This is a genomic window from Kosakonia sp. LAM2021 (assembly GCF_016620385.1).
GTDB classification, from domain to species: Bacteria; Pseudomonadota; Gammaproteobacteria; order Enterobacterales; family Enterobacteriaceae; genus Kosakonia; species Kosakonia sacchari.
The window spans coordinates 1-14716 of sequence record NZ_JAENHT010000009.1; the positions used below are offsets into that span (position 1 = coordinate 1).

Consider the following 14716-nt stretch of genomic DNA (forward strand, 5'->3'; position numbering starts at 1 on the left):
TCGAAATGTTTTATAACAGTAAGCGTCGGCATGGTTCTAGCGAACAGATGTCACCGACAGAATATGAAAACCAGTATTATCAACGGCTCGGAAGTGTCTAGATTATCCGTGGCGATTCATTCTACCGCATTGTGCTTACCGACCCTCATGCTGAGGAGTTCCTTTCCAATGAACAGGTAGAAAGACATCTTAAAAGCGCTTTGGAAAAGTGGATTATCGATGTATTGACTTGCCAGGTCTCTGATATAGATAAGGTTATTGCAATTCAGCAGCATGTTGCTTCGATCCATGCACGCATTGGTATTTCGGTTGAAATCGTTGAAATGGGCTTTCGGGTTCTTAAAAAAATACTTTTCCCCGTTATCAATTCCTCAACTCAAGAGGCAGCAGACAAGCTTGAAGTTTACCATTACGCCATTAACAGTATTGATCTGGCTATGGAAGTGATGTCGCGGGCTTTTACCTTTACGGAACACAACTCAGCGAAGGAGGATGAGAATTACCGCATTTTCTCCTTGCTGGAGAATGCGGAGGAAGAGAAAGAGCGCCAGAGCGCCGCGCTATTAAGCTGGGAAATTGACCTTATCTACAAAATCATTATGGATGCAGATCTCGGTAACAGTCTGTCCCTCAGCCAGTCTGACTTTGGTCTGTGGTTCAACCATAAAGGCCGTCATTACTTTAGTGGTATCGCCGAAGTTGGGCATATCTCTCGCCTCATCCAGGATCTCGATGAAGTTTTTCGTAATACGCGCAATACACCAAGAGCCTTAAGTAACAGAACGCTTCGTGTTAAATTTCTTATTCAGATCAGAAACACCGTTTCGCAGATTATTACGATGTTGCGTGAGCTTTTTGAGGAGGTTTCCCGGCATGAAGTGGGAATGGATGTGCTGACAAAACTCCTTAATCGACGCTTTTTGCCCACCATATTTAAACGCGAAATTGCCCATGCCAAGCGTATGAACACACCGTTGTCGGTATTAATTATTGATGTTGATAAATTTAAACAAATTAACGATACATGGGGGCACCATACTGGCGATGAGATTTTACGTAAAGTCTCCAGCGCTTTTTATGACAATGTTCGCAGTAGTGATTATGTTTTCCGTTACGGCGGTGATGAGTTTGTCATTATTTTAACCGAGGCGACGGAGTTTGATACTTTGCGTATTGCTGAGCGCATCCGCGGGCGTGTTGAGAAAACCAATGTTATTTCCCCGTCAGGTGAAAATATTGCCTTGTCCCTTTCTATTGGCGCGGCAATGTTTAGTGGGCATCCTGATTATGAACGCTTGATACAGGTTGCTGATGAGGCGCTTTATATTGCCAAAAATAAGGGGCGTAATCGCGTTGAATTATGGAAGGCGCCAGATTGAACTGTCTGGATAAAATCAGCGCTATATCAGATTTAGCCATAGCGATCTTTTTTGACAGTTTGTGAAAGGGCAAAGTCGTATTTAACCTATAATGCTGTGGCTGAAACAGCTTTGTTTTTAGCGATCATCAGTATGCATGGCCGAATTAACCGCATTTAAGCCAAACTGACTTGGTTCGTCCTAAGACTTTCCTCTGTTTGGTCTTGCTGAATTATCCGCATTTGTTACTCTTTTCACTTTATGTCAAAGGATGGCAGAAGTGAAAATTTGCTCTTATTTGTTGGCTCTGACGCCAGGGTTCACCACCACGGCAGCCTGCGCGCAGCAAACCTATATTCCGGTACTGTTAAATCTGTCGACACTGCTCGATTTCAACCCGGTCAAAGGCCCTGTCAAAACTATCGATTCCGTGGGTACCGACGATAAAGGTAACGAAGTTTATACGCTCCACGTGGCGTTATCCGCAGAGGGCTGCGTACAGACGTTACGTCGCAATGATAAGTCCGATAACAGCCATATGAACTTGGTGAAAGAAGGAAAGGCATTAAAAGGGACATTTAATGGCCAACCTGTCGCTTTTGGGCTGGATGAAAAATGTAATTTAACGAGCCGCGATGACAGTGACGGGCATCTCGATTACAAGACCAATGCGCAAGGCTTGCTGGGTGAGACAATGCTGCGGACACTTAAAATTACCGATCACTTCTACGACACTGATGGCAATATCAAAAAGGTGCAATATTACTCAGGCGATCTCGTCGCCTCCTCAACCAGCATTCGCTACCCTAATAGCGTCAATAAACCGCTCGATTATACGATGGTCAACGAATCTGCTCTTGATGCCCGGTTTAATTTCACAGCGGTGAGTGAATGCCAGTACGACGAAAGGCAAGTTCCTGTCCTTTGCCACGTAAAAGTCACCCCGGCAAATTCCGGAAATGCGTTGACGCATATGACGGTCGCCACCCGCGCGAGTTTTTACTGAGTAATAAAATGAAGCCGCTGTTTGGTTCTACTTTGCTTACAAACTACCGGTACTGCCGTCGACCAGTAATTCCGTGCCGACCACTTAAGCGAATCCATCCGACGCAAGAATCAGCGCGGCCTTCACCTGCGCCATCGGTGTTCCCATTCTTCCTGGCGGCGGCAGACCTTTGATTTTACTTTGCAGTGCCTCCTGTACAGCGCCGCTCAAATCCCTGTTTTGTTCCGGTTGATTGTGTTGAATACGGCGGTGCGCTTTAGTGGGTTGCAGCGCCGTTTTACCGATGGCGCAAAAGGCGCTGATCCGCGAGTTGCGGTTGTTTGAGCAGCGCGGGCGGGTCTCCCGGCAGGGTTATCCGGAAGTTCCGCCGCGCGTCGAATATTGCATCACAACCGTTGGGGTTAACCTTGCGTGGTGCGTTAGATCCGCTGGCCGAGTGGATGCGTAACCACGGTGATAAGTTAAAACGTTAAGCGCGGGAGTAACGTGAGGCAGGTTTGCCATTGCGCGAAGCGCTAAACAGCGCCAGCCGTGCCGCTTCCCAGTTATCCCACAGCTGTAAATCTTCGACTGGCGGAACCGTGACCAGCTCTCCCTGGTCGAGCCCTGCCAGCGCCGCATCAACCAAATCTTCGCTGGTCATTACCGAGCCTTCCGGTAGCGCATCAAGTGTTATTCCGGAATGCCCCCAAATTTCAGTCGCGGTAGCGGCTGGCAGCACGGCCTGAATGCGAATATTGCTCCCGGCGAATTCTTCCTGCAAACCACGGGTGAAATTAAGCACCCACGCTTTTGTCGCGCTATAAACCGCGCTACCCGCACGAGCATGGAAAGCAACGACTGACGCAATATTAATGATGGTTCCCTGATCGTTTTCCACAAAACGCGGCAACGCCGCCAGCGTCAGACGCATCAGCGCTGTCGTATTCAGCGTATTGATGGCTTCATGTTGATCGGCACTGCTGCTGAGGATAGGAGCAAGATTTGCTGCACCGGCATTATTCACCAGCAGACTTATCGTCGTATCGTCACGCAAGACCGTTTCAACCTGCTGGATGCCCTCAACCGTGCTGAGATCGGCAACCAGCGTGCTAATTTTTACGCCATGGCGATGCTGCAAATCATCGGCAAGTGTGTTTAAACGATCGCCGCGACGCGCAACCAGTAGCAAGTCGTAACCGCGGGCTGCAAGACGGTCGGCATAGATGGCGCCAATCCCTGAAGAGGCGCCGGTAATCAGTGCAGTTGTCATTTTTTCTTACCTCGATATTAAATGGTTTTATTATAAAACTAAATCCAGCTTCTGATATTTGGTTTTATAATGCAACCAAATAAAGCAGCAAAAAGTGCGGTTTTATAATCGTTAGAGGTAACTGGCTGAATTGTCAGATTTTGGCAGTACGCAGTTGCACATCCTCTGGCTGCAACTCACGACCATCCTCGGCGCGCAAAGCCAGTTTTTGTAGTGGGCGATGTGTATGGCTATCGACCAGTACGCTGGCGGGTTCCCCCCGGTCAAACAACCATTCTTGCCCCCATTGCGAGAGCGCGACCAGCACCGTTTGCAGGGCGCGGCCTTTTTCTGTCAACACATATTCCTGCCAGGCGCTGCCATCAGAGGCGGGTTGCGTGCGCAAAATACCTTCATCCACCAGGAGCTTAAGACGTGCCGTCAGCATGTTTTTGGCAATACCCAGGTTTTTCTGAAATTCACCAAATCGCGTAACGCCTGCTAATGCATCACGCACAATCAGCAAGGACCACCAGTCACCAATAATATTTAGTGAACGAGCAACTGGGCAGAAAGTCTCTTCAAAGCGGGTACGTTTCATTACGATTCTCCGGTTAATAGTTTAATTATAAAACCACGTTACGCAGCTTCACACTGCTTTTTGCGCCAGTGCACACTCCGGGGATCTTGGGCGAGTGAGTTGTCATGAATGTGTCACAATCTAATTTCGGGTAGAAAAATAAGGAAAACACAATGAAAACGGTTTTTTGGCTTAGCGCGATTGCCGCAACCATGGCACTTCCCGCCGCGATGGCGCAAACGGCACCACAGGGTTATCAGTTACAACAAGTGTTGATCATGAGCCGTCATAACTTACGCGCACCGTTGGCGAATAATGGCAGCGTGCTGGAACAATCCACGCCCAACAAATGGCCGCAGTGGGATGTACCCGGCGGAGAGCTGACCACCAAAGGCGGCGTGCTGGAAGTGTATATGGGGCACTATATGCGCGAGTGGCTTGCTGAGCAGAAACTCATTGCGACGGGAGAGTGCCCGGCGCCAGAAAGCGTTTATGCCTGGGCTAACAGCTTGCAACGCACTGTCGCGACGGCGCAGTTCTTTATCAATGGCGCGTTTCCTGGTTGTGATGTTCCGGTACATCATCAGGAAAAGATGGGCACAATGGATCCGACCTTTAATCCGGTGATCACGGATGACTCAGCCGCTTTCGGCCAGCAGGCGGTGAAAGCCATGGAAACTCAGCGCCAGCACTATGCGCTGGCAGAGAGCTATAAACTGCTGGAAAAAATTACCCGCTATCATCAATCCCCGGCCTGTAAAGAGAAACAACAATGCTCATTGGCAGATAGCACTGATACCTTCAGCGCGAAATATCAGCAAGAGCCGGGTGTTTCCGGGCCACTGAAAGTGGGGAACTCGCTGGTGGACGCGTTCACCTTGCAGTACTACGAAGGGTTCCCGATGGAGCAGGTTGCGTGGGGCGAAATCAAAACTGATCAGCAATGGAACATTTTGTCGAAGCTGAAAAATAGCTACCAGGATACGTTGTTCACCTCGCCGGAAGTGGCGCGTAACGTGGCCAAACCGCTGGTGAAATACATCGACAAAACGCTGGTGGAAGAGGCTGGACGAGCGCCGAAACTCACCCTGCTGGTGGGGCATGACTCCAACATCGCTTCATTGCTCACGGCGCTCGATTTCAAACCTTATCAGTTGCATGACCAGAACGAACGCACACCGATTGGCGGAAAGATAGTTTTCCAGCGCTGGCATGACACTGCGGGTAATCGCGATCTGATGAAGATTGAATATGTTTATCAGAGCCGCGACCAGTTGCGTAATGCCGAAGCATTAACCCTGAAATCCCCGGCACATCGAGTGACGCTGGCCTTAAAAGGTTGCCCGGTAGATGGAGAAGGGTTCTGTCCGATTGATAAGTTCAACGCGGTGATGCGCGACGCGGCGAAATAAGCGAAACGAAAAAGCTCCCCCGCGACAGCGAGGGAGCAGGATGCTACACGTTCTGCCGCTCTATGGTTTGTTCGCCCCAGAAAAGCGAATCTTTATCGGTTTTTTCAAAGGCGCGCAGCAATACCTCATCGCTGCCTTCCTCCCAGATTTTTTCTGCCAGCTTTTCGTCATAATCGGCGAGTTCAAAGATCGCCTCGGCAATTTCCGGCGACGTATTCCGTAAACTGGCCCATTCACCCACGCGATGGGCTTTTGCTTCTTGAGTTGGCATCTGTCTCCTCCTGTAGAAGGTTAACCGTTGAGTTTTACTGCAAGGCCCGCAACGTATTCGCCCTGATAACGGGCAATTGCCAGCTCTTCATTACTGGGCTGGCGGGAACCGTCGGCACCGGCAATAGTTGTTGCGCCATAAGGTGTGCCTCCGCGAACCTGCGAAATATCGAACAACTCCTGCGCAGCGTAGCCAATAGGCACAATCACCATCCCATGATGTGCAAGCGTAGTCCAGGTTGACGAGATTGTATGCTCCTGGCCGCCGCCGGTGCCGGTGGAGCTGAAGACGCTCGCCAGCTTGCCGTACAATGCGCCTGAGGCCCACAACCCACCTGTCTGATCAAGGAACGTTCGCATCTGTCCGGACATATTGCCGAAGCGCGTTGGTGTACCAAAAATGATGGCGTCGTACTCAGCCAACTCTTGCGGTGTGGCGACCGGCGCGTTTTGCGTCTTACCACCTGATTTCAAAAATAATTCTGCCGGCATGGTTTCCGGTACGCGCTTGATGACAACCTCCGCGCCATTCACTTTTTGCGCACCTTCGGCAACGGCATGCGCCATCGTTTCAATATGTCCATACATTGAATAATAAAGCACCAATACTTTGGCCATTTGCATCACTCCTGATTTGATGATTTCCGGCAGCAGATCGCTGCGTTCTTTTTAAGCGTATGACGTGATGGCCAGAGTGCAAATTTGAGCGCCATTTGTTTGATAAATAACAATTTAAAAAGCAAAACCCTGGCGCTTACAATTTGTCACAGATAAGCGCGACGAATTTTTTGCGAGTTAAGAGGAAGTTATCGGTTTCGCTTAGGGAAGGATGGCCGTTGGCAACCGAAGCTGTTGCAGAATATTACCATTCACTGGCTGAATGCTTTCCTTCCACTAAGCTTAGTTCCACACGGCGCAGATAAAGGCACTGCCTTTGCACCGTGCGGTGAAAGAATCCTCTTTTACTGAACGCAGTATGATGTCTGATATTTCACTCATCTGGAGGTAAGCATGGCAAACCATCGTGGTGGATCAGGTAACTTTGCTGAAGACCGTGAAAGAGCATCAGCAGCAGGCCGTAAAGGTGGCCAGCAGAGCGGGGGGAATTTCAAAAACGATCCCCAGCGTGCCTCAGAAGCCGGTAAAAAAGGGGGCAAAAATAGCCATGGTAGCCGCAGTAGCAGCTAGCAATGGCGGCTGACAGCCCTGACCGGTTGTCAACCACGCCCGCCGCCGGGGAGACCCGGCGGTTTTTTTATTCTTGCACCGTCTGCAATGCCAACGCACACTAGCGTTTTTTCTCTGTTGTCGGTTGTGATATGTCTCTCTCCCGTTACGCCTTCTCCGTAAAACCTCAGGAAGCGCTGCTGATCCTGATCACCATGTTCTGGGGTGGCACATTTCTTGCCGTGCAATACGCCGTAACGATGAGCGGTCCGTTTTTCTTCGTTGGTCTGCGCTTTGCTACTGCCGCGCTGGCGGTGAGTATGCTTTCTGTGACTATTCTGCGTGGCTTAACCTGGCTTGAAGTGAAGGCGGGAGTTGTCATCGGCGTTGCCATCGCGCTGGGTTACAGTTTGCAAACCTGGGGGCTTCAGTCTATTTCCAGCAGCAAATCCGCCTTTATTACTGCCATGTATGTGCCCCTGGTGCCGTTATTACAGTGGCTGTGTCTGGGACGATTGCCGGGGGTAATGTCCTGTGTCGGCATTGCGCTGGCGTTTACCGGATTGTTGTTTCTCGCCGGGCCGGAGGGGAACCTGCTGGCGCTGGGGGAGGGGGAAATCATCACGCTTGCCAGCGCGCTGGCGATTGCCGCCGAGATTATCCTGATCAGCGCCTGGGCCGGAAAAGTCAATGTTCGCCGGGTGACGGTAGTGCAGTTGCTCACCGCATCGCTGGTCTCTTTTGCCGCTATGGTGCCCGCCGGGGAAGCCATACCGCCACTGACGACGGGTTTGTTACTGGTCGCGCTGGGATTGGGTATTTTTAGCGCCATTATCCAGGTGGTAATGAACTGGGCGCAGCGCAGCGTGTCGCCAACACGCGCCACGGTTATTTATACTGGTGAGCCAGTGTGGGCCGGGATTTTTGGCCGCATTGCCGGTGAGCGGTTACCGCTGTTAGCACTTTTGGGCGGCGCGTTTATTGTGCTTGGCGTGCTGGTGAGTGAACTGAAGCTGAAAAAGAGAAAAACATCTTCTGCCGCCGCAGCAACTGAGGCTGAGCAGGAGTCGTGATGGTGAAGGATAAGGAGTGGATGATGGCACAGGATGCAGCGAGCGGCGCGGGCAAACGCAAGCGCGCGGCGAGCGAGAAACGGCAGGCGATTTTAACGGCAGCATTAGATCTCTTTTCCCGGCTTGGTTTTCATGGCGCGCGCCTCGAACAGGTAGCGGAGCTGGCGGGGGTATCGAAGACAAATTTGCTCTATTACTACCCGTCGAAAGAGGCGCTTTATATCGCCGTATTGCGCCAGATCCTTGATATCTGGTTAGCGCCGCTGAAAGCGTTTCGCGAGGATTTCGCACCGCTGGCGGCCATTCGCGAGTACATCCGTTTAAAGATGGAAGTTTCGCGCGATCATCCGCAGGCATCCAAACTGTTTTGCCAGGAGATGCTCCAGGGCGCGCCGCTGCTGAAAGCGGAGCTGACCGGCAGTCTGAAAGCGTTGATTGACGATAAATCGGCAATTATTGCGGGCTGGGTAGCCAGCGGCAAACTCGCTGCTGTCGACCCGCATCATCTTATCTTTATGATTTGGGCCTCAACGCAGCATTACGCCGATTTCGCCACCCAGGTGGAAGCGGTCACCGGATCGACCTTGCAGGATGAGGCTTTCTTTCAGCGCGCGGTGGAAAACGTTCAGCACATGATCATCGAAGGCATCCGCGTGCGTTAATGGCCCGGCGGTAATGGGCAGCTCAGGTCACCTTCGCCACACTGCAGCAGCGATGCCAGCCAGGCTTCACGCTCATTGGTTTTATCTGCCAGGCACTGGTTTTGCACCATCGGCTGGGCGCTGCCGCCCTCCACGCCAGAACTGACAAACGCGCAGTCGCTGTCGCGCAGGGTAATCCAGCTCTGCTGCGCTTTTTTCAGCATCGCCGCTTGCGGCGGCGTCGCACGTTTAAGTGCGGCCTGGAAGGTTTGATTAAGTTTCTTATCCGCGGCCTGGTATTGGCCGGCAGTGCAGCTGTTGAGCTGAGATTGTGTGGAGGCGTTATCGCACTCATCGGCCAGTGCCGGGCCGCTGAGTAACAGCGCCGCCAGCGCCAGCATACGCGTTTTCATCACTTCCCCTTATTTCGCAAGGTGTTGAACCTGCGCTTTTATTAACATAGCCTTTCGCGAAAGTCACCCGCACAGCTGGAGTTTTGGGTAGCGTGTCAGCCAGCCTTTTTCATCAACCCGCTGGTTGAACAGGTGCCGCTTCTCATGTTGAAAACGGGGTGTCGGTTGCAGACGCAAGCTGAATAAATCCGCCAGCCCAAAAGGGGCGATAATCGCAAGGCAATCGTTTTTATCTAAACGTACCGCTACGGCTGTCGCCGTTTCGGGCCAGTGCCAGAGGGCTTCATCAAGCGAGGCGTACGGTGCATCGCCATTACGCGTGTGCATGCGCGCCTGATTTTTGACCGACCAGGCAATATCGCCCGAGCGCTGGCGCAACTGTGCTTCCAGCTCTGCATCGCGTTCAGCGCGCGTGTCCGCAGGCTCACGCCAGATAACATCCACATCCCCGGCGTGCGGGCGCGGCGTAAAGCCGTGTAACTCATCCCAAACGGCATCGCGTATAAACCCGGCGCCAATCCAGCACCCTTCGTGGGTTGCCTGCACCATTGCCAGGGCCGCCATTCGCTGTGAATCGGCGCGAAGCAGTGCTTCCAGCTCAGCCGCATAGCGCATTGTTACACTCCGTTATTCGTTAAGCCTCAAGGAGTACAAGGTTATCGCCTCTGTTGGCGGGCGAGTACCGTTTTACACTGAAAGTTTTGCTGTTGGTGTTGTTGCCTTGCTCGTTTCAGTTCTCATTTTTAAAAACTTCTGGCGGCTGAGAGGCGGTTTTGCCATGTAAAAACATCGGCCACAAAGCCGAAAATGAAAACGTATTGTTAATTATATGTTTATTTATAGGTTAAATTTAACACTGCTTGCGCTGTTATTGGAGAAGCTTCGTGTATATTTAACTTAAAATTAACAATAATAGATCGTAAATTTAACTTGTTTGGGCGTATATCACATTTTTAAAATTAGCAGTGTTTTGCCTCTTCCCTTCGTTGCTAACCTCCCTTCCGCGACTTTCCTCTGTCCTCAAGAAAGGTACAACTATGAAATTCAAACTCGCATTACTCAGCGCAGCCCTCATTTCTGCCAGCATGGTTTCCGGCCAGGCGTTTGCGGCACAAAAATATGAGATCGCGGTGGTTGCCAAGGTTACCGGTATTCCATGGTTTAACCGCATGGAAACCGGGGTCAATGAAGCGGCGAAAAAACTGGACGTTAATGCGTACCAGACCGGGCCATCAACGCCGGATCCGGCGCAGCAAGTGAAAGTGATTGAAGATCTGATCGCCAAAAACGTCAACGCCATCATCGTGGTGCCGAACGATGCGAAGGTGCTGGAGCCGGTGCTGAAAAAAGCCCGTGACAAAGGCATTGTGGTACTGACGCATGAATCGCCGGACCAGCAAATTGGTCAGTGGGACATTGAAACCATCGACAGCGAAAAATATGCGCAGGCCAACGTCGATGAACTGGCAAAAGATATGGGCGGTAAAGGCGGTTACGCCATTTATGTCGGCTCGCTGACGGTGCCGCTGCACAACGCCTGGGCTGACTACGCGATCAAATATCAAAAAGAGAAATACCCGGATATGTTCGAAGTGACCTCGCGATTGCCGGTCGCCGAGAGCATCGACAAATCCTACGCTACCACCCTCGATTTAATGAAAACCTACCCGCAAATGAAAGGGGTAATTGGCTTTGGTTCGCTGGGGCCGATTGGCGCCGGGCAAGCCGTGCAGAAGAAACGCGCAAAAGACAAACTGGCGGTTGTAGGCATCGCAATGCCAGGCCAGGCCGCGCCGTATCTGATGCGTGGCGACATCAAAAAAGCGCTGCTGTGGGATCCGCGTGACGCCGGTTTCGCACTGGTGACCGTCGCCGACCAGTTGTTGCAAGGAAAAGAAGTGACGCCCGATCTGACTATCGATGGGTTGGGCAAAGCCGATGTTGATATGAATAAGAAAGTGATCCGTTTTAATAAGATCCTCGAAGTGACCAAAGATAACGCACAATCACTCGGTTTCTGAGCCTTTCAGGCCACACCAGGGAACCGGAATGCCGGCCGTCAGGCCGGCCTCTTCCGCCGCAGATTTTAACCTCGCGCCCACCCCGGGCGCTGGCAGAGGTATTGTCGATGACCGACACCACCGCATTTATCACTCTTGAGAATATCAGCAAGCGATTCCCGGGCGTGCTGGCGCTGGATAATGTGAATTTAACGCTGGAGAAAGGCGAAGTTCACTGTCTGGCGGGGCAAAACGGCTGCGGAAAGAGCACCATCATCAAAGTTATCTCCGGTGTTTATCACCCGGAAAAGGGCGCTAACATCGCGCTCGACGGCAAGCTTTTTCACCAGCTCACGCCGCAACTTTCAGCGCACTATGGGATTCAGGTTATCTACCAGGATCTGTCACTGTTTCCTAATTTTAGCGTGGCGGAAAATATCGCCATTCACCGCTACCTTCCCGGTGGCGATATCTGGGTGCGTCGTAACGCGATGCGAACACAAGCGCTGGCGGCCATGGATCGCATTGGCGTGCGCCTCGATCCGGATAAAAAAGTAGAAAAACTCTCTATTGCCGACCGCCAGTTGGTGGCGATTTGCCGCGCGATTGCTGCCGATGCCCGGCTGGTGATTATGGATGAACCCACCGCGTCGCTCACCCGCCAGGAAGTGAATGGCTTGCTGCGCGTGGTCAATGAACTGAAAGCCGCCGGCATTTGCGTGGTGTTTGTCAGTCACCGTCTGGATGAAGTGATGGAAGTGGCCGATCGTATCAGCGTGATGCGCGACGGCAAATTGATTGGTACCTGGCCGGCAAGCGAACTGGATAGCCACGAGCTGGCCTATCTGATGACCGGCCAACGTTTTCACTATAGCCCGCTGCCGGAAAAACCACCGGTGGATCAATTACCCATGCTGGAGCTGCGCCATCTTAGCCGTAAAGGCAAATATCGCGATATCAATCTGGCGCTGCGCAGCGGCGAAATCGTGTCGATTGTCGGGCTTTTAGGCGCCGGGCGTACCGAACTGTGCATGAGCTTGTTTGGTATGACCAAACCGGAGGATGGCGAGATCCGCATCAATGGCACGCCGGTGAAACTGCGTAACAACCATGACGCGATTCGCCACGGCATTGGTTATGTGTCAGAAGACCGGCTGACGCAGGGGCTCATCATGGAACAGTCGATTTATGACAACACCATCGTCACGGTGTTCGACAAGCTGCACACGCGCAGCGGGTTGCTTGATCACGCTAAAGCCGGGCAACTGGTGGCCGATCTCATCCGCGAGCTGAATATCAAAGTCTCCGATACACAATTACCGGTGAAAACGCTCTCCGGCGGCAATGCGCAGCGTATCGCCATCGCCAAATGGGTGGCTACGCAGCCGCGCATTCTAATCCTGGATTCGCCCACGGTTGGCGTGGACATCGCCAACAAAGAGGGGATCTACCAGATTGCCCGCCAGCTGGCGGAGCAGGGGATGGCGGTGCTGATGATTTGTGACGAAATCCCGGAGGCTTATTACAACAGCCACCGCGTGCTGGTGATGCGTCAGGGAGAACTGGTGGCCGAGTTTAATCCGCACCGTTGCACAGAGCAGGAAATTGCCGAGGTGGTCAATGCGTAACGCGTCCTTTTCCCGCCTTGTCGGGCAACATGAATTCTGGCTGGGGTTGTTGGTTATCGCGCTGGCGATTTTTCTCAGCGTACGTACCGATGAGTTTCTCTCCCTCGGCAACCTGACGGATGTCGCCACCAGTTACGCCATTCTCGGGATCCTGGCCTGTGGGCTGTTTGTGGTGCTGATTTCCGGCGGCATCGACATTTCGTTTCCGGCGATGACCGCCATTGCCCAATACGCGATGGCCAGTTGGGTGATAGCTCACGGCGGTAATTTCGCGCTGGCGTTGGGGCTTTCGATGGCGGTTGGGCTGCTGCTTGGCCTTGTCAATGGCTTCCTGGTCTACTGGCTGCGCGTGCCTGCCATCATCATTACCATCGCCACGCTGAATGTTTATTACGGCCTGCTGGTGTATGCCACCAAAGGGACGTGGCTGTACGGTTTCCCGGACTGGTTTATGAACGGCATCAACTGGTTCTCGTTCACCGCCGCCGATGGTTACGACTATGGACTGACGCTGCCGCTGCTGTGTCTGGGCGCGACCATTATTCTGACCGCCGTGTTAATGAACTACACCCGGCTGGGCCGCCAGATTTATGCCATGGGCGGCAACCGCGATGCGGCGTCACGCCTCGGGTTGAACCTGCTGAAGCTGCACTTCTACGTCTACGGTTTCATGGGCATCCTCGCGGGTGTTGCGGCGGTGGTGCAGGCGCAAATTACCCAGTCTGTCGCGCCCAACTCGCTGCTCGGCTTTGAGCTGACGGTACTGGCGGCGGTGGTACTTGGCGGCACCAGCATGTCCGGCGGTCGCGGAACGCTGACCGGCACGCTACTGGGCGTTGTGTTGCTGGCTTTCCTGCAGAACGGCTTAACGCTGCTGAGTGTCTCCTCTTACTGGCACACGGTGTTTAGCGGCGCGATTATTCTGGTGAGCATTAGCGCCACCGCGTGGAACGAAAAACGCAAACTTGCGAGGGAGTTATAAGATGAAATCCATCGTCCGAATTCTGCCCGGTGATGCCATCATCCGCTTGCAATGCGTGATTATCATCGTCGTGGCGCTGGTTTTCTCGGCGCTGCTCGGCAGCCGTTTTTTCAGCGTCGCTAACTTCCAGTCGATTGGTTCGCAGTTGCCGATTCTGGGCATGCTGGCGCTGGGCATGGGCATCACCATGCTGACTGGCGGCATTAATTTGTCGATCATTGCCGGTGCGAACGCCTGTTCGCTGGTGATGGCGGCAGTAATTGTCAGCCACCCGGATAACCCGCTGTTCCTGGCGCTGGCGTTACTCGCCGGGCTGCTGGTGGCGGTGGCGATTGGCGCGCTGAACGGTGCGCTGGTGGCGTGGATTGGTGTTTCGCCGATTCTGGCGACACTCGGCACTATGACGCTGATCTCCGGGCTGAATATTCTGTTCTCAAATGGCACGGTCATTTCCGGTTTTCCGGCGGCTATTCAGTTCCTTGGCAATGCCACACTGCTTGGCATCCCGGTCGCGCTGTTGCTGTTTATTCTCGTTGCGCTGCTGCTGTGGGTGTTACTCGAACACACGACGCTTGGGCGCAGTCTCTATCTGGTTGGCTCAAACGAGCAGGCCACGCGCTACAGCGGTGTGAATACCGTACGCGTACAGATTTCGGTCTATATCATTTCCGCGCTGTTGGGTTGGGCGGCCGCTATTTTGATGATGGCGAAGTTCAATTCGGCGAAAGCGGGCTACGGTGAGTCTTATCTTCTGGTGACCATTCTGGCGTCGGTGCTGGGCGGCATTAACCCGGACGGCGGTTTTGGCCGCGTGCTGGGGTTGGTGCTGGCGCTGGTAGTGCTGCAGATGCTGGAGAGTGGCTTTAATTTGTTGGGTATCAGCAGTTATCTGACGATGGCGCTCTGGGGCGCGGTGCTGATCCTCTTTATCGCATTACAAAATCGAAAAGCCTGA

General features: G+C 52.8%; 15 protein-coding genes and 2 pseudogenes. 11 read left to right on the top strand and 6 right to left on the bottom strand.

The annotated features are described in order from the left end of the window. Window positions 1-119: 119 nt before the first annotated feature. The 3 genes and pseudogenes from JKP81_RS17645 to JKP81_RS23640 all read left to right on the top strand — a co-directional run. A pseudogene (locus tag JKP81_RS17645) lies at window positions 120-1379 on the top strand (GGDEF domain-containing protein); the annotation flags it as partial. 250 nt (window positions 1380-1629) lie between these two features. Beyond that, on the top strand, window positions 1630-2364 hold the full coding sequence (locus tag JKP81_RS17650) for a YnfC family lipoprotein (protein ID WP_234455704.1): 735 nt from the start codon (window positions 1630-1632) through the stop codon (window positions 2362-2364). Between the two features lie 180 nt (window positions 2365-2544). Continuing rightward, window positions 2545-2837: pseudogene (locus JKP81_RS23640) on the top strand (winged helix-turn-helix transcriptional regulator). Here the strand turns inward: JKP81_RS23640 and JKP81_RS17660 are convergent. Beyond that, on the bottom strand, window positions 2834-3616 hold the full coding sequence (locus JKP81_RS17660) for an SDR family oxidoreductase (RefSeq protein ID WP_200552740.1): 783 nt from the start codon (window positions 3614-3616) through the stop codon (window positions 2834-2836). The pseudogene JKP81_RS23640 and the gene JKP81_RS17660 overlap by 4 nt on opposite strands. Before the next feature lie 133 nt (window positions 3617-3749). After that, window positions 3750-4196 (bottom strand): helix-turn-helix domain-containing protein, encoded by a 447-nt coding sequence (locus tag JKP81_RS17665; protein ID WP_200552741.1) that lies wholly within the window; start codon window positions 4194-4196, stop codon window positions 3750-3752. A 152-nt stretch (window positions 4197-4348) separates the two neighbouring features. Here JKP81_RS17665 and agp point away from each other — a divergent pair, with 152 nt between their 5' ends. After that, the gene (gene agp, locus JKP81_RS17670; RefSeq protein ID WP_200552742.1) at window positions 4349-5587 is read left to right on the top strand and encodes a bifunctional glucose-1-phosphatase/inositol phosphatase; all 1239 of its coding nucleotides are present in this window, start codon (window positions 4349-4351) and stop codon (window positions 5585-5587) included. 43 nt (window positions 5588-5630) lie between these two features. On the opposite strand, the gene JKP81_RS17675 is transcribed toward agp, so the two are convergent. Both JKP81_RS17675 and wrbA read right to left on the bottom strand, forming a co-directional pair. Then, complete coding sequence (locus JKP81_RS17675; RefSeq protein ID WP_017456265.1) at window positions 5631-5858, bottom strand: YccJ family protein; 228 nt, start codon at window positions 5856-5858, stop codon at window positions 5631-5633. 20 nt (window positions 5859-5878) lie between these two features. Further along, on the bottom strand, window positions 5879-6475 hold the full coding sequence (gene wrbA, locus JKP81_RS17680) for an NAD(P)H:quinone oxidoreductase (RefSeq protein WP_200552743.1): 597 nt from the start codon (window positions 6473-6475) through the stop codon (window positions 5879-5881). 393 nt (window positions 6476-6868) lie between these two features. Here wrbA and JKP81_RS17685 point away from each other — a divergent pair, with 393 nt between their 5' ends. The 3 genes from JKP81_RS17685 (at window position 6869) to rutR (ending at window position 8759) form a co-directional block, all read left to right on the top strand. Further along, window positions 6869-7045 (top strand): general stress protein, encoded by a 177-nt coding sequence (locus JKP81_RS17685; protein WP_071889987.1) that lies wholly within the window; start codon window positions 6869-6871, stop codon window positions 7043-7045. Between the two features lie 131 nt (window positions 7046-7176). Beyond that, entirely contained in the window at window positions 7177-8097 is a 921-nt protein-coding gene (locus JKP81_RS17690; RefSeq protein ID WP_200552744.1) for a DMT family transporter, read from the top strand. Between the two features lie 23 nt (window positions 8098-8120). Next, on the top strand, window positions 8121-8759 hold the full coding sequence (gene rutR / locus JKP81_RS17695) for an HTH-type transcriptional regulator RutR (RefSeq protein ID WP_200552896.1): 639 nt from the start codon (window positions 8121-8123) through the stop codon (window positions 8757-8759). Here rutR and JKP81_RS17700 read toward each other — a convergent pair. Further along, on the bottom strand, window positions 8756-9151 hold the full coding sequence (locus JKP81_RS17700; protein WP_200552745.1) for a lysozyme inhibitor LprI family protein: 396 nt from the start codon (window positions 9149-9151) through the stop codon (window positions 8756-8758). The genes rutR and JKP81_RS17700 overlap by 4 nt on opposite strands. A gap of 63 nt (window positions 9152-9214) precedes the next feature. Continuing rightward, window positions 9215-9766, bottom strand: coding sequence for a nucleotidyltransferase family protein (locus JKP81_RS17705; protein WP_200552746.1), 552 nt, complete (start codon window positions 9764-9766; stop codon window positions 9215-9217). A 422-nt stretch (window positions 9767-10188) separates the two neighbouring features. On the opposite strand from JKP81_RS17705, the gene JKP81_RS17710 reads away from it, so the two are divergent. From JKP81_RS17710 to JKP81_RS17725, 4 genes are all read left to right on the top strand, one after another. Continuing rightward, a complete protein-coding gene (locus JKP81_RS17710) occupies window positions 10189-11172 on the top strand; it encodes an autoinducer 2 ABC transporter substrate-binding protein (protein WP_017456273.1) in 984 nt (327 codons plus the stop codon). A gap of 107 nt (window positions 11173-11279) precedes the next feature. Then, window positions 11280-12779 carry a sugar ABC transporter ATP-binding protein gene (locus tag JKP81_RS17715; RefSeq protein WP_200552747.1) on the top strand — a complete coding sequence of 500 codons (1500 nt, stop codon included), beginning with the start codon at window positions 11280-11282 and terminating at the stop codon, window positions 12777-12779. Continuing rightward, window positions 12772-13761: an ABC transporter permease gene (locus tag JKP81_RS17720; RefSeq protein WP_131413260.1), complete on the top strand. Its 990-nt coding sequence runs from the start codon at window positions 12772-12774 to the stop codon at window positions 13759-13761. The genes JKP81_RS17715 and JKP81_RS17720 overlap by 8 nt, the downstream gene beginning before the upstream one ends. A gap of 1 nt (window position 13762) precedes the next feature. Continuing rightward, the gene (locus JKP81_RS17725; protein WP_200552748.1) at window positions 13763-14716 is read left to right on the top strand and encodes an ABC transporter permease; all 954 of its coding nucleotides are present in this window, start codon (window positions 13763-13765) and stop codon (window positions 14714-14716) included.